General features: G+C 35.6%; 15 protein-coding genes. 3 read left to right on the top strand and 12 right to left on the bottom strand.

Annotated features, from left to right (window positions below):
• Positions 1-118 precede the first annotated feature (118 nt).
• A complete protein-coding gene (locus AC1RNE_RS10635; protein WP_492800954.1) occupies positions 119-1,537 on the bottom strand; it encodes a hypothetical protein in 1,419 nt (472 codons plus the stop codon).
• Positions 1,538-1,723: 186 nt separating this feature from the next.
• Here AC1RNE_RS10635 and AC1RNE_RS10630 point away from each other — a divergent pair, with 186 nt between their 5' ends.
• Together AC1RNE_RS10630 and AC1RNE_RS10625 are read left to right on the top strand one after the other, a co-directional pair.
• Complete coding sequence (locus tag AC1RNE_RS10630) at positions 1,724-2,023, top strand: hypothetical protein (protein ID WP_492800953.1); 300 nt, start codon at positions 1,724-1,726, stop codon at positions 2,021-2,023.
• Between the two features lie 85 nt (positions 2,024-2,108).
• Entirely contained in the window at positions 2,109-2,672 is a 564-nt protein-coding gene (locus AC1RNE_RS10625) for a hypothetical protein (protein WP_492800952.1), read from the top strand.
• 366 nt (positions 2,673-3,038) lie between these two features.
• Here AC1RNE_RS10625 and AC1RNE_RS10620 read toward each other — a convergent pair whose 3' ends face one another.
• From AC1RNE_RS10620 to AC1RNE_RS10570, 11 genes are all read right to left on the bottom strand, one after another.
• Positions 3,039-4,205: a hypothetical protein gene (locus AC1RNE_RS10620; protein ID WP_492800951.1), complete on the bottom strand. Its 1,167-nt coding sequence runs from the start codon at positions 4,203-4,205 to the stop codon at positions 3,039-3,041.
• A 150-nt stretch (positions 4,206-4,355) separates the two neighbouring features.
• Positions 4,356-5,858 carry a vanadium-dependent haloperoxidase gene (locus AC1RNE_RS10615; RefSeq protein WP_492800950.1) on the bottom strand — a complete coding sequence of 501 codons (1,503 nt, stop codon included), beginning with the start codon at positions 5,856-5,858 and terminating at the stop codon, positions 4,356-4,358.
• A 65-nt stretch (positions 5,859-5,923) separates the two neighbouring features.
• Positions 5,924-6,838: a transporter gene (locus AC1RNE_RS10610; RefSeq protein ID WP_492800949.1), complete on the bottom strand. Its 915-nt coding sequence runs from the start codon at positions 6,836-6,838 to the stop codon at positions 5,924-5,926.
• 366 nt (positions 6,839-7,204) lie between these two features.
• A complete protein-coding gene (locus AC1RNE_RS10605; protein ID WP_492800948.1) occupies positions 7,205-8,350 on the bottom strand; it encodes a DUF3179 domain-containing (seleno)protein in 1,146 nt (381 codons plus the stop codon).
• Positions 8,351-8,881: 531 nt separating this feature from the next.
• Positions 8,882-9,427 carry a carboxymuconolactone decarboxylase family protein gene (locus AC1RNE_RS10600; protein WP_492800947.1) on the bottom strand — a complete coding sequence of 182 codons (546 nt, stop codon included), beginning with the start codon at positions 9,425-9,427 and terminating at the stop codon, positions 8,882-8,884.
• A 2-nt stretch (positions 9,428-9,429) separates the two neighbouring features.
• Positions 9,430-9,975 (bottom strand): carboxymuconolactone decarboxylase family protein, encoded by a 546-nt coding sequence (locus tag AC1RNE_RS10595; RefSeq protein WP_492800946.1) that lies wholly within the window; start codon positions 9,973-9,975, stop codon positions 9,430-9,432.
• A gap of 50 nt (positions 9,976-10,025) precedes the next feature.
• Complete coding sequence (locus AC1RNE_RS10590) at positions 10,026-11,261, bottom strand: MFS transporter (RefSeq protein WP_492800945.1); 1,236 nt, start codon at positions 11,259-11,261, stop codon at positions 10,026-10,028.
• A 34-nt stretch (positions 11,262-11,295) separates the two neighbouring features.
• Positions 11,296-13,440, bottom strand: a complete 2,145-nt coding sequence (locus AC1RNE_RS10585) for an FG-GAP-like repeat-containing protein (protein ID WP_492800944.1) — start codon at positions 13,438-13,440, stop codon at positions 11,296-11,298.
• Between the two features lie 154 nt (positions 13,441-13,594).
• Positions 13,595-16,354 (bottom strand): TonB-dependent receptor, encoded by a 2,760-nt coding sequence (locus AC1RNE_RS10580; RefSeq protein ID WP_492800943.1) that lies wholly within the window; start codon positions 16,352-16,354, stop codon positions 13,595-13,597.
• A 58-nt stretch (positions 16,355-16,412) separates the two neighbouring features.
• Complete coding sequence (locus AC1RNE_RS10575) at positions 16,413-16,985, bottom strand: carboxymuconolactone decarboxylase family protein (protein ID WP_492800942.1); 573 nt, start codon at positions 16,983-16,985, stop codon at positions 16,413-16,415.
• 440 nt (positions 16,986-17,425) lie between these two features.
• Positions 17,426-17,830, bottom strand: a complete 405-nt coding sequence (locus AC1RNE_RS10570) for a hypothetical protein (RefSeq protein ID WP_492800941.1) — start codon at positions 17,828-17,830, stop codon at positions 17,426-17,428.
• A 79-nt stretch (positions 17,831-17,909) separates the two neighbouring features.
• On the opposite strand from AC1RNE_RS10570, the gene AC1RNE_RS10565 reads away from it, so the two are divergent.
• Positions 17,910-18,908, top strand: coding sequence for a sulfite exporter TauE/SafE family protein (locus AC1RNE_RS10565; RefSeq protein WP_492800940.1), 999 nt, complete (start codon positions 17,910-17,912; stop codon positions 18,906-18,908).
• Positions 18,909-19,110 lie beyond the last annotated feature (202 nt).

The following is a 19,110-nucleotide window of genomic DNA, read 5'->3' as shown; positions in this document are numbered from 1 at the left end:
AGAAAATTTAAATAAATGCTAAACACAGTTTCGTAGGAATGGAATATAAAGTTGATACGGAACTTGAGAATCAATCGCTATTTTATGTGCTACCGATATGTAATCACTGCAGGATGGGTTAGTATGGTATTTTATTGAAAACTTCTTCTGATAATTGATAATAGTAAAAGCGTTTATCATCAACAGAAGGAGTTCTAATTATAGCCTCTTTTACATGATAAAGAGTGATAAGCTTCTGATTAAATTGCTTGATAAATTCGTTTCTGATTTTTCTTTGATTTTCGGGTAATTTATCCTCTATAACTAATAATTCATTCATTAGGTTACTGTCAACACCATTCGTAGTAAAATGTTCTTTTAGTACTTTTAAAACTATTTTTTCTTGTTCAGTGAAGTTACTTATATTTTTATCTATGGGTTGAGTCATTGAAAAATTCACAGTCTTTCTCTTTTTCCACATCCCAAAACTTATCAATAGTACCAGCATAGAAACAAAAACAAATATCCAAAAGCCATCAAAGTTTCCATAAAGTTTTCCATCTGCAATTGCCTCTTTTTCTAATGTATTAATAGCAATTTTATGTCGAAGATTAGCTATTTTGGCAAGGTTACTTTCATTGAAGAAATAAAGTGTGTCATGCCAACTATACATTGAAAATGGGTCTTCTTCTACTGTTTTAGCAATTTGTGACCCCAATATTTTTTGATGGTCTTGCCATAATAAAACCCTATTTTCAACGGGATTAATCAACAATAATTTTAGCATCGCATCTTCTTTGTATTCTAGCAAGAAATATTTACCCGTCCAGATAATAGGTGTTTTGTCATTCGGAATAAGTAATTCTGAAATTTTCGGATGGGTAACTTTACCTAAAGTTATCCACTCTTTTTTGCTGAAAGAATATTGAAAAGCTTCTTTCTCATATTCACTTCTTCCATGATTTTTTGAATCTCTGTGTAGGCTATTATAAGCAGAAAAGAAATAGTCTTGATTTGCGATATAGGCATTTAAACCATGATTAATGGCTACTGGAGCAGGATTTTCGGGATATAAGCTTTCCCATTCGGCACTGGCTTTTTTAAAATAGGTTTGAATATTATTGGTTTGCCAAAAGCCATAACCTCCAAAGCTATACAGGCTATCTTTTCGTAGAAAACGAGTACTCAAACAATTATATCCTCGGAAAAATGTATTATCTAGCCTTTTTAAGGATAAATTTTTGAAATCAAAATGATACACTTGATTGGTACAATCAATCAAAAGATAGCGTTCTGTCTTTTTGTCAGGAATTTCAATACTGATAACCCTAGCATTAGTTGGGAAGTCGGTTATGTTAATGCCTGTAAATGCAATTTCAGCAATATTTTGCCACTGTCCTATGGCTTTTTCGTGTTGTAAAAGCTTCTTTTCAATATCAATTCTATATAGCCGACCATCGGGATAATCTGCCCAAACCAAATATATACCCCAAGAATTTATTGACAATAAACATCCAAAAACAATTAGTGTAAAACGATATAGAAAAGTTTTGGACATGGCATAAACAGGTTGAAGACTACCAAAAATATGTGAAAAATACGTGAATAACGCAATTCACACAATAAATTTTGATAATGCCTAAAATTATAAATTGGTTTGGGAAGTTTTTTCATATTTATATAAAAGGGGAAGCAGAAAACCTTGTAGAGTACGCTGAAATTTAAATTAAAAAAATAACTACAAATGTCACCAAAAGAAGAAAATAACAGATTTATTGTTTTTGCTTGCAAAGATATTTTTACCTCAAACATCATGAGAAAAATTTATGCTTTAGCTGGAAAGACAATGGTACTTCCTATTAGTGTAAAATTAGGACTAGATGTAGAAAGTGTAATAAAAGAAATTAAAGATGATAATATAACAGAATATCAGGTTTTTGCAAAAGGTCAAGAAGTCCAAGTTGCCTCTTATGTAGAAACATTAATATCTAATCAAGTTGGATTAGAAAACAGAGTAGTGGTGAAAGTTGAACTTCTCAAATAAAACAAAAGCTAAATATTGATTTAAAATTTAGTAATCTCATAATTATAATAAAAAGGGGGAACAGACTAGCTGAACATTAACGAGTATGGTAAATATTAATTCATTATACACAGGGTTTAAGCAGACATATAATTCCTGCGTAATAGCCTCTTTCGCTGCGAGTTCACATTATTATAACCCCAGAGTAACGCCGCAAGAGTTTTTTAAATCTTTTTGTATATTTTATGATGAACGGTTAGCTCAATTCAAAGATGATATTGGTACAGAGAATTTGTTTTGGGAAAAACAGTATGAAATTGTTTTTGGAAAGAAATTACAGGAATTATCAATATCAGGAAATGCTCTTATGAAAAAATATTTTGATGAATCTTCTCAAAAACTAATTGTAGAATGTAGGAAAATATTTACTGTGGATTATGTAGAAGTAAAGAATGAGAATTCATTACAACAAAAACTTAAGGATAAAGAATCTCTATTGGTAGCTTCATTTAAACAGCCTAATGGATGCTATCATTCGATTTCAATTGGTTTTGATATTGGAAAACGAGATTACGTTTATATTGATACAAATTTTCCAGAACAAATTAATCATTTTCAAGAAGAGTACCTTTATATTTTAGGAGATGGATTGTATTTAAATCGAATCTGAATACTTTAGCCATGAATCTTTATCTATGGTTGATTTCGTAAACAGTTTATCTTATGTAATGTAATTAGAACTAGTTATAAATAGAATGTTTTCTTTCTTAGCAGGCGACTTATTCCTCAACCGTGGTCTGTGGCACACAGAACACAAAGCTAAACTTCCATTACGATTATTTTATAAACCAAAATAGTCAGTTATTGTGTTCTGTGTGCCACAGACCACGGGTTTAGGATAGCTTTTAGGAGCTTTTCTCCCCAATAAATTTTAGTCGAGTTGAAAACTCGACCTACTTGATAGTAATAAAAAAAGAGACTATTCCCTAAAGAATAATCTCTTATAATCAAGTTAAATATTTTAAAGGTTAAAAAATTAGTTTACTTTCCAAGTTGGAACTTTTGCTTTTTTTGCAATTCTATATGAATATCCTAAGCTGATTGAATAATCTGCAAAGGCTGCATCTCCTTGTACATGAACGTATTTTGTAGGATCAGTGATTTTAGAGTTTTGTAAATTCTGATCAGCAATATCCGCAGCACTTTGAATACGGTTTTTGATAAAGTTGTAAGGAACAAACAAGCTAAATGTATGCTGACCTTTACGGTAAGTAACGCCTGGCTCTACTGCAACTACATATCCTGGACGGCGATATGCTACTTGTCCACCAAAAGCATCATAAGCAGGAATACCTTCAAATCTACCAGCTAAAGAGAATGCAAAGTTTTGGTTTTTACCAACTGCTGCCATAAAACCAGCACGAGCAAAATATTGGTCTGGTGAAGCATATACGTTATAGCCTTCTAAACCAGCTTTTGGTGCAGATTTGAATGTGCCATTTGATTCTTGTGGACTGAATAAATAATAAGCATTAGCAAACCCATAGATATTTCTGTGAATTTGTCTGAATCCTTGGAATTCTAGAGAAAAACCTACTCCTCCATCACCAGGTTGGATTGCTTGGTCCATTACTGCACTCTTTTTGGTACCGTCAGTTTGCAAAGCATCATCAGTGGCAGTATAGCTTCCTGTTGCTAGTTTAACACCTGCACCAATCATGATATTGCCTTTGTGTGCATTTTCTGGTTTGATTAACCAATAATTTGCACCGAAACGGATATCAGCCAAACCGCCTGCACTTACACTGTAGCGAGTCAATTTTTTACTTGCCGCATCAGCTGTCAACGTTAAAGTCTGCGAACGTTCAGAATTTACAAACGGGAGGGTAGCATTTACTTGCAATCTACTAGAAACGCCATAAGAAATATTGAAATCTACGGCATGTTGATAAATATTAACCGCGTTACCCAATGTTTCACGTTGAGGTTGTTCCTCTGTTCCAACAAAGTGGCGCCAAGAGTGAAAATAACGGTAGTTAGCACCTACCTGAAATTCTCCTTTTGAAAGATTATAAGAAGATGACGCAGACATGGCATTGATACCACCCATTTGGCGAACAGCAACACAACCTTGAGCGTTAGCTTGTTCTTGGATTAACAAAATAGCGCTAGCCGCTAATAATGAGAGTAAAGTTTTTTTCATAGTATTTGTTTTTTGGATAAAGAGAAGAATGTTATTATTCAGTTGTGAATTGTGAGTTAGTGAATTGTCTGTTTCAAAAGAATCAACATGATGAATAAGCATATATTGTATAAGTTATTCATTCACAATTCACTAACTCACAACTCATCATTAATTACCGCCGTCGGTTTTCCCACGGGCTACGGCATAGTCGCCAATTTTCTTTCCGCAAGCTAAGCCTACTTCACTATCAAAACGATAGTGGATAGCGCCATAGATTCTCGATTCTGATGCTTCTTTTGCCATTGCCTCTAAACTGCTTTGTTGATTAGGGAATATATAAGAAAGCACCGTAGCTGCCGCTGCCGAGAATGTCGCATGACCTGAAGTGAAACTAGGGAAGTTAGGTGTTCCTGTCGCTGTTTTTATACTTGGGTCAACTTGGTTTGGTCTTGGATAGAAATAATAATATTTAGTATCCCAACAACAAACACCTGCATCATGAACAGCAGTATTCATTAAAGCCAATGTTCTTGCCATTCTGATTTCGGAAAAACTAGCATCTCTCAATAAATCTAATGCTATCTGATTCCAGTGTCCTGGAGGTGTCGATGTCCCTAGTCCATCAGCCCAGAATTGTACAATTGACCATTGTTTACGGGTAATGTTTTCTGAGTAATGTTTTACTTCTGCTAAATCTTTCTTGAAAGCATCAGAATCTAATGCTGGAGGAGCGGCAGGACGAATAGCATCACGCGTAGCTTTATCAAAATTCCAAGTTTTTACTTCTCCAAATTTCATTAACATACCTGGACGAGCAGGTACATCTAAGCTTTTCCAAGCCGTTTTAAGTCCTCTGCCTACAGCAGCATCTGCTAATTGTGATTGAATAACTAAGCTTCCACCAGCTGTTCCTGTGCCGTCTGCTTTGGCATAAGCAATAATTTTATCAGCCACAGCCTTGCCTAAAATATCTGCTGCATCAATATCACTTTTTACATTTTTACCTGCCCAAATACCTACTTGACGACCTTCTTCGTATTTATTGTCAATTAATTGTGTTGGATAACTACCTGGAAATAAAAACTTCAATACTCTGCTTGAAGCAGCCGCAATAACTGCTTCTTCAGAAGGGTAATCAGGCAAATTATCAGCATCAGTTTTTCTGTTATACTTAAACTTATAAGCCCAAGTTGCCACAAGAGCATCATACTGAGCAACACTAATTAAAGCGTAAGCCCTAGATGCATAAGGAGGATTGGCAAAAGGGAAATAAGGTAACGTATCTGGCTTTGCAGAATTGGGTGCTGAATAAGTACCATTGTCGTTTGGCTCTGGTGCTAAATTGTATCTAGCGATAAGCTCACGAGCAATTTCGTTCCAACGACCTACTGAACCTACTTGCCAATAGGTTAATGCACTTTTTTGGGCAGCAGTAAGATTGGCAGAAATTTTTTGTGCATCCGCTAATTCTGCCTTGTATTCAGCAGAGCTAGTTTCTTTTGGAGCTGGAATAGTATAATCTGTTGGCTGACCAATATACATTTTCCAATTGCCTGCATTAGGTTCATTACTGGTTGGCACTAATGGTTTTAACGAAGTCCGTTCAACTTCTTTTGAACATGACAAAGCAATAAAGCTTATAAAAAATATGGATAAAATTCTTAATTTCATGATTTTAGGAGATAATTATCAAATCGTAATGATTAAAAATGAGCCTCTATTGACTATTAGATAGACTATTTCTTTTTCTTGAAGTCTACAATATATTGTAGCTGTGCACCATACGAAGCTTCTACTTTTCCTACATTTCGTCCTGCGACAACATGCGAAAAATGACCATTTACTGAAAAGTGTTTAATTGGCGTATGCCAAGTAACAAAAAGACCAATACGCGTCCAGTCCATTTTATTGGCTGGTAAAGGCATATCATAACGACGGATATCTGTTCCCGTCGTTGCCGTAATGTTGTCTATAAAAGCTTCTGCTAATACAGCCTTTTTATTGATACCGACTCTTAATGAAGTACTTACTTGGTCTGGTACAGCCATTTCGTGGCTATATTCAATTTCATTACCAGTATAATAATTGGTTCTATCAACATTCGTTTTACTTCTAGCAATGTAACCTCCTTGAGCCGTTATATGAAAGCCATAAGGTAATAATTGATGAATGATAAGACGAGCAGAAGCCGTTTTGGAATGAAGCCCAATAGAGAACGGTAAAAAGTCTGGCACATAATCCGTAACGGGAATAGAAGCACCAATTACGCCATAAAAACGTAGTTTTTTATACGTATAAAACTTGTATTTTGCTGCAATGCTTAAATCTTGCACCCCTTTCAAGCCCATCATTGTGCCTGCTGAAGCTTCGTTTTCGATATAAGGCAATACGGCAAACACATTTAGTTTTTCGTTAACCCCATAGGCAGCCATAAAAGATGCTGAACGGCTAGTAAGCGTACCAATATTTTGGTTTTCGCGAAGTCTGTCGCCTTCCCAGTATTTATTCCAGGATTCTTTGTCGTAATTAAGTACCAAGCATAGCTCTTTTTTAGCCATCATTAGGCCATCCTGAGTAGTTTGTGAGAAACTGATTTTAGGAGAAAAAAGCAAGCAGCAAAGACAAGTAAGCGTTAGTAAATGTTTCTTCATTTGTAATGATTAGATTCTTTAAAATTGGAAGTCATTCCAAAATTATGGAATAGTAAAGTCAATTCCAAGTAAATAGAAAAATATTGATTCTTTATAGAAAATAAATATTTATATCAAAAAAGTATAAATAAAAATAAACTTATTGATAGTATTGTATAGTACAGTTCGCTTTTTGAGGTAATTAGTAGGACTAAAAAGCTTTTTGATAAAAGTTGAATGTAGGATAAATATTATTTTTCCATAATTATGGAAAATAGGAAATATTGAAAGGTAAGATAGTAGTGTTGAAAGATAATCTATTGATGTTTTTTAAAGAAGGGTAGAACTATTTTTCACATGTAATAAAATTTTGTGCTACAAAGCATACTAATATTGTTGCGTATTGGGATGGAATGTCTTCCAACTATGCCAAAACTCTTGATAAGCATTGACTTTAGTAAGCGAACTTCCTTGTCCTTTGTCTAAGGATTCTCCTTTTAAATTAAAATGTGCTTTATCAAGTATCAATGTGTCATTCTTTACCGTAAACTTTGGGCTATTTGCAGGAGCCTTAAATGCAAAGAAACTCTTGTCGTCTTTAGCTACTACCAATACAATAGGCTGTTGTCCGATAGTGGTTTGGATAATCCGCTCCTTCTTTAAACGATTCCAATCAAAAGCTTTACTTTCATTAGCTACTTGAATGCCCACTACCCAAGATTTATTTTTCCATGATAATGAATCAGTACCTGTAAGTTGTTTTCTTGACCTCCCAGATTCATATTTGGCAGTACTATCATACTCTTCTTTATAGAGCAAATCGGGTTGCATGATTTTGCTATCTGGATACATTTTTAGCCAAGTATCTAATGACACTTGTTGAGCTGCTAGTTCGGGTAACGTTGTTCCTTTTAGTTCGCCAGTGATGGCTTCACCATTGGCTTGTCGCCACCAACTTTTGGTAGTTTTGTCTTCAAACATGGCATTGAAATGATCCATCCCTACTAGTCTGAATGTTTCAGGTTTGCCATTAACAGTAGGTTCAAAAACTCGTCCAGTTCTGCAGACAGAGCAATAAGTAACCATGATAGGTTTGCCCCCAAGCGTATCACGCACTTGGTGATGATATATAATCAATGAGATAGGATACGCCTTGGCTTCACCATTCAATGCTACTCCGATAATTACTCTATCTGTTTTAATTTTATTTTCATTGGCAGATTTCATGCTTAGGTGCTCAGTCTGTGCAAACATCGAATCTGCAGCCATTTTGAAATTAAAGGCATAGCATACTCCAGAGGCGATTAAAATACCGACTATCGGCAACCATTTTGAAGATTTGAAGGCTGATGCAAAACCGATGGCTATCATTAGTCCGAAGCATATTCTAAATATCCATCGCCAAGAATATAAAAAATAAGCGATATCAATGCTTCGCATTTGCTGACTACCCGGCATTGGCATAATGAAATAGACATTCAATATTTCAAAAATAATAAGACCTAAAATGCCTAAATAGAAGAGCTTTTTCATTAGAATTTGTGTCTATGGAGATTTGTATTTTATCTTGAATTTGTTTGATAAGCCATTTAAGTAAAAACTCTACGTATCAAGTTGATATGTAGAGTTTGAAATATTAACCATTTATAAATACTTAATATCTTGAATTAGATTGAGTTTTGTAAAACTTTACACGTCAAAGAACGTGTAAAGTTTGTAATATGCCCAATTCTAATATGCGAATGTCTTTTAATTTAGAGGAAAACAAAAAAGTAAATTATCTTATAATTATTTTAACTTTATTGATAGGACAAATATAAGGAGTATTTTTAATAAATTCCAAATAAGTGGAAAAATTTTCCGCATAATTGAATGTTTTTTAATATTTCTGCCATTATTCCTACTTTTTAAGCTTCAAAAATGCTGTATGGAGTATTAATATGTTTAATTTCAACTGTTTGGTAACGTTCTGACGATTCTAGTTTTTAAGATTGCTAAAAAAGAAAAGCTCTAAAATTTCCATTTTAATGGAAATTTTAGAGCTTGAATAAGGATTAATAATTTTTAACTAGGAGAAGAATTAGCATATCCTGTTTCCTCTGCTATTTTTTTTGCCCTTGCCTGATACATCTCTGGAGCATTTGGTGCAAAAGTACCTAAACCATCCACATAGCGATTAAACATACAAAAAGCCGCACTGATTAAAACAGTATCATGAATCTCAATATCAGTAGCGCCCAACTCACGAGCTGTTTCAACTTGGGCGAGGCTTACATGCTTTCCGCCTTGCTGAACACTTTTAGCAATTCTTAATAATGCCTTTAGTTTATCTGAGATGGGAGCGGTAAGATAATCAGCTTTTACTTTCGTAATCAGCGTATCATCAGTGGCGTAATACTGTGCTACTGCTCCATGAATATTCTGGCAGAAAAAACAATCGTTTAGCGATGATACAAAAGTGGCAATTAATTCTCGTTCTCCTTTGCTCAAGCCTTCGTCTGTTCTGAGTAAGGTTTCTGCCAAAGCGTTTAGTGGACTAGCTGTAAATGGTCTGAAAGCCATTAAGCCACGTATTCCTGGTAATTCTTCAGTTAATGTAATATGTGCCATTTTTAAGATTTTGTAGGTAAAACATATCCTAAAGTTCCCATGCGTTCACCCATTTGTGCATAAACTGTTGAATCAGTAGGAGTAAGCGTAGCTAGCCCGTCTACATAGCGATTAAACATACAAAAAGTGGCTGCAATCAATACGGTATCATGAATATCTCGGTCATTTGCTCCCGCTGAACGTGCCAATTGTATATCTTCTTCACTGACAGTTCTAGCATCGGCTTGTACTTTTCCCGCTATCGTTAACAATGCTTTTAATTTATCTGAAATCGGCGCATTTTGATAGTCTTCCAATACTAAATCGACCGTAAGGGCTTCGTCCTGATATAAATACCTTGCTGCCGCGGCATGGCTACACGAGCAAAAAGTACAGGTATTCTTATTAGAAACATACGTAGCAATCAATTCTCTTTCTGCTGGGCTTAATGGAGAGTCTTCTCGCAATAAGATTTGCGCTAATTGATAGAGTGGTTTCCCTGTATCTGGACGATACATTACTAGACTTCTAATACCCGGAACATCTTCTGGAAGCTGAATATGTGGCATAACTTGATTAATAATTGGATAAATTGTGAGTTAGATTTTACAATAAAGATTTATGCTTCAATCTTTTTAGTCTCTTTACTAAAATATACTACTGTTAAAGCAATGAGGAAAGTAATAGAAAAAGCCAAGAGGGCATTTCCAATGCCGCCAAATGCTGTTACTAAATTTCCGACAAAAAATACGGCTGTAGCAGTGAAAAACCTGCCAATATTAAAACAGAAACCTGTAGCGGTGGCACGAATTGTTGTTGAAAAAAGCGCAGGAATATAGCTTGATAATGAGCCTTGGCTTATGCCAAAGAATAAAGAGAGCAAAGCAGTTTCAAGATAAATAATGGGAGAAAAGTGAGCATTTGTCGTGAATAATAACAAACAAGCCAAAAAACACCCCGAGAAAGTAAGTATCAAGGTATTGCTAGACCCCATTTTTTTGATTAACAATCCAGAAATCATCCCGCCGACAATGCCACCAATGCCCAAAAGCATCATGATGAGTCCGCGTTCTTTTTGTCCATCTGATGAAGTACCGATTAATAAACTTTGAACCCATGTAGGCAACCAAGAGAAAATAGCCCATAGTCCAATTAACACGGCACCAAAAATCAATGACCCAATGAGTAGCTTAGGACCATTGGTGTCAGAGAAAATACTTTCTTTATGTTGGTTTTTGTTTCTCTCTTCTGAGAGCCAAGAGGAGGATTCGGGCAAGAAAGAGATAATAATAAAAGACAACAAAATAGGAATAATACCTAGCCAAAAGGATTGACGCCAGCTATTAAAAACGACATTCAAGCCTCCCGTAAGCACAATGCCAATGGGAAAAGAGACCGCTAAAATACCTAATGCCACTGGGCGAGTATCAGTATCCCAGATTTCTGAGATATATACAGTAGTGAGCAACAACACACCGCCAACACCTAAACCCGTAAAGAAACGATATACTAAAAGACTTTCCCAATTAGCTACAAAAACGGTCATTAAAGTAAATACTCCATAAATACCTGCTGAAAAAGCTAGGGTTTTGATACGACCCACTTTATCGCTAACAACGCCTAATGTTAAGCCTCCGAACATCCATCCAAATATAAATGATGCATTCAAATAAGCGCCTATTTTCCCTAATTCATCTGCCGTAGGCGTTTTGCCTAATAATTCGGGAATGGCAACAGGCAAATTAACAGATATTAAAGTTGCTACTGTGCCACCCAAAAGGTAACAAAGCATGCAAAGCCCAAAGGCTAAAGTAGTACGTGACTGTGTTTTAGGGTTAGTTATTGCAATTGCCATCTGAATAGTTAAAAGGGTTTTGTTAACACTGCCATTAAAGGTTCATCGTTTTTGAATCACAAACAGGAATGGTGTTGTATTGATTTGAGAAAGGCGTTTTCTTAAGATTGATTTTCGTAATGACATTACTGCCTTCTTTTATATTAATAAACTGGTTGGGTTTAATATTTTTAAAAACCTGTTTCTTGCCAGTGCTAGCCCAAGTGATTTCTACTTCGTCTATTAAATCACCTTGTCCAATACCAATATCTCTTCTTAGGGGTGATGCCCCAAAACTTCCTCCAGAATTGACATCTCTGTGAATGACTCTTTTTACACCTTTTTCTCTAAAGCTAATTTTTAGGCGTGTCCCTATTGCCGAACGATTGGTTTCATCTCCTTCTAATCGAATATTAATCCAACGGTTATTATTTTGACCTGGATTGAGATAAAGGGAATTATTATAAGAATCACCGACATAAGCACCACCAACTTCAATAAAAATATCACTGTCGCCATCGTTGTCAAAGTCTGTAAATGCTACTCCGTGTCCTTTTTGAAGATTGCCAACTCTGCCACTTACAGTTACATCTGCAAATGTGCCATCGCCCATATTTCTAAAAAGGCGATTTGGAACAAGTGATTTATAGTCAGGATTTCCCGTTCCTAAATACATATCTAGGTAGCCGTCATTATCAATGTCTCCAAAGTTTGAGCCCATCGTGAAAACTGATTTATTTAACCCTGCTTTTTCAGATACATTGGTAAATGTTCCATCATGATTATTATGGTATAAATACATGGTACTGGCTTTGTTCGGAATCCCTAAGGCTTCTGTAGCAGCTGAATAGGCGATAGATTTATCAAATTCATAGCCACAAACAAAGATGTCTGACCAACCGTCATTGTCATAATCCCAAAACCATGTCGGGAAGGTACTTACGCGTACATCTGCTAATCCTGCTTTTTCGGTAACATCTTCAAACTGAGGAATATTATTGCTTAATCCTTTGTTTCTGAGCAATGTTCTTTTGCCTTGAATACCAGAAAGAACAATATCCTGTAAGCCATCATTATCATAATCGGCAGCATGAACGCCTTTTATAAAATCTGAAATCTGGCAATTTGCCTGAGAGGCAACTTCTGTAAAAGTGCCATTTTTATTGCTGATAAATAATTCACAAGGATTGTATTCATCAAGTCCTCCGTGTTCATTACCAATGAATAAATCTAACCAACCATCATTATTGAAATCTCTCCATACGCCTGTCTGTGTAGGATGTTCTGAAAAAAGCCCACTTTGAACTGTAACATCCGTAAAAGTATTATCGCCATTGTTTCTGAGTAATGAGTTAGCTTGTTTGCCAAATTTGCCCATCCAAGCACCTCTCAGTACGAAAATATCAACAAAACCATCGTTGTTATAGTCAGCCTGAATCATATTCAAGCCACCTTTAAAACGTCCTAAGTCTGAGATAACAGAGCAATCAGTAAAACTACCTTTAGTGTCATTTCTAAAGTAGTGCATCGCACCTTTTAGTCCCCAGTCAGATGTAATAATATCTAAGTATCCATCATTATTAAAATCATCCACTATTACTCCGCCAGCCATATTTCGCTTGTTAAGCCCCAAGTTTGGCGCTATATCGGTAAATGGCTTAATCTCATAGCCTGACTGGTCTTTATCAAGATTTGGAATAAGCCATTGACTAGGAACCTGTGCAGGATATTTACCGAGGGTCATATAAGCAATATTTAATAACCATCTCGATTCATAATCTTCAGGATTTGCCTGAAGCAATTTTTGATATATTTCAATAGCCTTCTGCGAACCTGTTTTTTTCTGGTGCACTCCGCTATCTCTAATAGGCATAATACACGACTCTGTAGAATGATTGGTAATACAGTTTTGACGTTCACCCATCCTTAAATATGAAATAGCATAGCTTTTCATTACATCAGCAAAATGTTTATGTTCAGCATCTGTTTTTTCCAATATTTGTTCAAAAGCCTTAATGGCTTCCTCCTCCTTACCGAGTTTCAGAAAACCGTTTGCTCTAAAAAAACTTGCTCGCATTCTGGTACCTATATCAGGGTCTTTTGTTGCTACGGAATCAAAAAAGGCAAATTCAGCTTCAGGGCAAAATGTATTTTCTCCTACATAAAATTTATCATAGGTTGCCGCTAAATGTTTTACCATTTGGTCATTTGAGTTTGAAACCAAACCACATGATTGTCCGATGAATAAAACTAGACATAGACAAGAGTATTTTAAATATTTAGAGCTCATAATTTTAACAAGGTTTTAATGTTTATGATTGTAATAGGATTTAGAGGAAGAGAGAATATGTAATCTATCTAAATAGTTCATCAAATGTTAGTGAAACATAGTATAAACCACCTACTGCGGGCGAACCGTAAGCTTGTACGATATAACTATTCGTCAAATTATTTGCTCCTAATTTTACGGTAGTTTTTAAGGCAGGTACACGATAATTCACTTGGGCATCTATCAGGCTATAAGCAGGAACATTACCAGGACGGTTTTCATTAAATGTTCCGTACCAATCAAATGATTCTTGCCAGTGCCATGCTACACTGAACCCTAGGCGGTCAGTAATTTTTGAATTGCTAAGGGTTAAGTTAGTCTTCCGACGAGGAGTATTGAAGGCTGGAATATTATTAGGATTGGCATCCATAATGTTGAAGTCAGACCAAGTAGTATTGAAACCAACACGATAATTGTCTGGTAAAAAATAAGTTAACCCCAACGAAACGCCTTGTGAACTTACTTTATCAGCTGCATTGGTATAGAGTTGGAAAGCCTGCGTTTTGCCACCTAGAATATCTTGTGCCGCTACTGAGTTAATCGTTCCATCTGAATTTAAAACATTACTACTTGGGCGAATTACTACTTGATTAATCAAGAAATCAGTAAATGTACTTCTGTAATAATTTACATCAATTAAGAATTTCTGAGCCAATAAACCTTTGTAACCTATTTCAAAACTTTGTGTTTGTTCAGGTTTGATATAAGGTACATTTGATTTTACAAGCTTACTTTTATTGTTTTCAACTGCCGTAGGGAACGCAACGCCTTTCTGTAAATCGCTAGAGAAACCACTCGCAAAAGCACCTACAGAAGCAGCCGTGAATGAATTTTCATAAGCATTTAAGCCTGCACTGTTGGCTGGAGCACCTCCTAAGATAATGATTGGGCCAACGTTTAGCTTAATAAATTGGTCTGGTACAGTTGGGTTTCTAAAACCTGTTTGATACGATGCTCTGAAATTATGATTGCTTGATGGAGAAAACACCGCAGAAGCACGTGGTGTAAAACTGCCATTAAAGTTTTCGTTTTTATCATAACGACCCGATAGTGTTAGTTTCAACTGGTCTTCTAAAATAGATTTAGATGCTTGTGCAAAAACACCATATTCTTTTACAACCACTTTATTGATTTTATCATCAAATAAAGTACCGTTGGTTTCCATATCATATACTCTGTAACTTCCGCCTACTAATAAGTTAACAACTTTTAAGGTTTGGCTTAAATCATACTGAGCATCTATGTGATAGAGTTTACTATTGCTTAATACACCCGCACCGCCTAAACCAGCAGTAGCGATGTATTTACTTTTTTGTTGGTCAAAGTCGCTAGAACCTGGTACAAAACGTCCTTGGTCTGCAAAAGCTCTGGCAGCAGTATGGTTTTGACCACCAACACTCGTTACTTTACCAGTATAAGCAGCAGTATAGCGTTCAAACCAAGTAGCATCAGCTTTATCTGGCGTTACTACATTTCCATTTAAGTCTCTCACCCAAGTACGGTTAATAAGCTGACCTAAAGAACGCGTATTGTATGAATTGGTTGATTGTTCCGCAGTAGAATAACCTCTGATAAAAAAGTTTGAACCTCTTAGCTCTACTCTGTGCTGAATCAATTTGAAATCATTCAGTGCAAAACGGCTACTACCTGTATAATTAGCAGTTCCTTGACTATAATTTGCTTGATAGATAGCTTCTAAACTTTCAGAGATTTTATAGTGCAATGCCGCATTCAGTTTAGTAGAATATACGCCATAATTGGCTAAGTCTTTTTCTTCGTAACCAGTACGAGAAACACGTCCGATTCCTGTAATGGTTTGAGCTACCTCGTCCCCATAAATATTCAAGGCATTTCTTCCGGGGTTACTATCACCACGTTGAGCGGCAGGCGTATTAGGGTCGATGTCTGTATAATTGTTAGCATACCAATCTGTTCCTTTCAAGTAAGAAGCATTTAATTTAAACGCAAAACGATTGTTGAAGGCTTTAGCATAACGAAGAGCAAAATCGGTAAATGGTTTTGCACCAGAAGCATTGTCAGAAACATGGTTAATACCCACTTTTGTTTGAACAGATAGTCCTTCGTAAGTAAAAGGATTTTTAGAAGTAGTCATTAATAAGCCATTGAAAGCCACTGGTCCATACAAAGCAGAGGCTGCACCCGGTATTAATTCTACACCTTCGATGTCTAAATCAGAAGAACCAAAAAGGTTACCTACGGCAAAACCTAAGCCTGGCGATTGATTATCGACGCCATCAATCAATTGCAAGAAACGACTATTACCTGTTGAGTTGAAACCACGTGTGTTTATTTGTTTGTAAGTAAGTCCACTCGTAACCATATCTAATGATTTTACATTGACCAAAGCATCATAAAAACTTACTGAGGGACTTTGCTGAATAGCCTTTGAATCTATTTTTTCGATACTAATTGGTGATTTCAGGATGTTTTCTTCTATTCTTGAAGCAGAAATAACTACTTGTTGTAACAGCTCATCACCAGCTTTGAGAGAAATATTAATAGGATTATTGTCTGTTACATCAATGGTTTGGCGTTCAAAGCCAATCATGGTAAATACCAGCGTAAAAGGAGGTTTTGTGGAAGTTTTTAGGCTAAAAAAACCTTGGATATTACTAATAGTACCAGTGTTTTTGCCTTTGATGGTAACACTTGCGCCAGCCAAAGGTTTTTTAGTTTCAGCGTCTGTGATGGTACCAGTAAAATTTTGTGCAATTACAGCGATTGAATTAAGTAATATAATGGTTAGCGTAAAGATTTTTTTCATGGATAATAGTTTTTAGATAATTATTGGGTTTTTATTAGAAAATTCGGGAAAGTTCTTACTAGGAATGTGCCTCTTTTTTCAATTGTTCATAGATGGCAGGTACTCTGTTATAGCCGTTAGTAGTAATGCGTTGTCCTAGTCTTTCATAAAAAGCAGGTTCTGCTGGCGTTACACTTGCCAAGCCATCCACATATTTGTTGTAAAGGCAAAATAAGGCGGCAATCAACACGGTATCATGAATTTCACGATCAGTGGCGCCTACATTTTTAGCACGCGTGATGCTCTCAGCATTAACATTTTTCCCATTTTGCTGAACCAAGGCGGCTATTGCTAATAAAGCCTTCATTTTCCCAGAAACTGGGGCAGATTCAAAATCTTGTTTCACCAATTCACACGTTTCAGATTCTCCTAAAAGTATATTGGCTGCCGAGGTATGTGCACTTGTACAAAACTTACATTGATTTTTGGAAGACACCAGTGTCGCAATTAACTCACGTTCACCTTCCGTAAGCGTCGATTCTCCACGTAATAAAATTTGTGTAAGCTCACGAATTGGCTGAGCAGTATCTTGACGATATTCTAACAGACCAGTAATGCCTGGCAAGTGGCTTTCTAAAGGGATATAAGGCATGATAATTAGGAATTTATTTTCTTTTCGTTAAAGTATTTGTGAGCGTATACGATGTGATATTAAATTGTATATATCACAGAAATATTTGAATAAATTTATTATTCCAAATTTATGGAATAATAACAAATAAATCCAAATATTTGGAATAATAAATTTAAGATATAAGCCGATTATGGAAGAGAAAGAGAGGAAAAGGATATTTTATTCAATAATGATAGAAATTATCAATAAGTTGTAGGCATTATGGGCAAAAATGACGATTTTTGATTTTCCATAAAAAAGGAAAAATATAGAAATAAAAGAGACGCTTTATTAATTGGGTCGGCTAATAAACCGATAGCGAAGGACAAGAAAGAAGGATAGTAAAGACTAAAAAAAAGCCAGAAAATCAACTGTTTTCTGGCAGGGTATAAAAGCATTATATGATATTTGCAGACAAATTAAATAGTTTGCGGGTCATTCAAAGAAGGACTATTTAAGTGTTCTATAACTTGATTTTTTAGTTGTTGAACAAACTTGTCAGTATCTTCTAAAGATTCTTCCTGACCTGATAGTTTCTTGACTAAATTCAGTAAATGCGTTTGAGTTTGTAACATCACAGAAAGGGTAATCTGATTATCAGCAATTTGTTTTTGATTACGAATAATGCTTACTTGATTGTTAACGATAATTTCTTGGTTTTTGATAATCGTTGATTGATTTTGAATCACCAAATCGTGATTATCAGCATTACGCTTTTGATTCTCAATCATAATATCATGATTCCCAACGATGCGTTCTTGCATATCTTTTAAGAAATTATGCTCGGCTATTAATTTTTGAAGTATTTCCTCTATATTTTGCATAATGATACTCTTGAATGAGAATTTTTATGATTGAAAAATGCGTTTACCTTTGTTCCCGTAAAATTAAAGATTTTTATTGATGCAAACCGACAAACTGAAAAAAATCAAATTGCCTTGGCTTTACTTATCATTCTTGATGGTGGTATTGAGTGTTTGGACGTATTACATGGTATCTACCAACAGCTTTTATATTTATTTAAAACATGGATATGCAGTACTCACAATGATTTTTGGTTCATTCATTGCAGGGTCTAGTCCCGAAGGCAGTGCTGCCATTGCCTATCCTGTCTTTACATTATTGCTTAAAATTCCCCCAGCCATTGCTCGAAATTTTGCTTTCGCTATACAAAGCATAGGAATGACTTCAGCAAGTTTGCTGATTTTAAATTTAAAAATAAAAGTTGAGTGGAATTATATTAAATATGTAACCTTCGGAGGGATTTTCGGATTGATTTTCGGTACTTATTATATCGTTCCGCTTATTTCGCCACCTTTAGCAAAACTCTTTTTTGTATCCTTGTGGCTTAGTTTTGGCTTGGTTTTATGGTATGAAAATACTAAACCTAAGCGTGAAGTATTTGATGCTATTCAGTCTTTTCAACGTTCAGATATGGCGAGATTGCTATTTTTTGGATTAGTAGGAGGGATGATTTCGTCCATTTTTGGTACAGGTATCAATATCTTCTCGTTCTGTTTGATGACAATTTATTATCGGATTGACGAGAAAGTAGCCGTGCCATCGTCTGTTATTATCATGACTCTGGAAACATTACTAGGCTTTTTCTTGCACGCAGGCGTGATTAAAGATTTTCAGCCAGAGGCTTTTGAAATGTGGCTAGCGTGTATTCCTTTTGTCGCTTTTTTTGCTCCGCTAGGGGCATTTGTTATTAGCAAAGTACCTCGAAAAGCCGTAGCGACTTTTTTGTACATCATCTTGATTGTTCAATTTGTTGGGGCCATGTGGGTAATTAAACCTAGTGTTTTACAGTTGATTATGTGCCTAATTACATTGGTAGCAGGATTAAGTACTTTTGTATATTTGGCTAAAATGAAGAATAATAGGATGTTAGAGGAGTAGAAATGTGTCTTTACATAAAAGCAAAATATTTATCACTAGCTGGTGACTTAAGTCATACTGATTACCCACAAGTGTATAAACAACTAACAATCAAGCTCTTATCCCTAGCGAGGGACTTAAGTCCCTCGCTAGGGATAAGAGCTTCACGTAGTCAGGCTGTGACATGAGGCGACCCAAGCTCGGTTTGAAAGGCGATTTAAGC

The sequence above is a fragment of the Arcicella sp. GW822-FHT02H01 genome, from assembly GCF_058802005.1.
The sequence above is the reverse complement of the archived record's forward strand: the minus strand, read 5'-3'. Positions and strand labels throughout refer to the sequence as shown.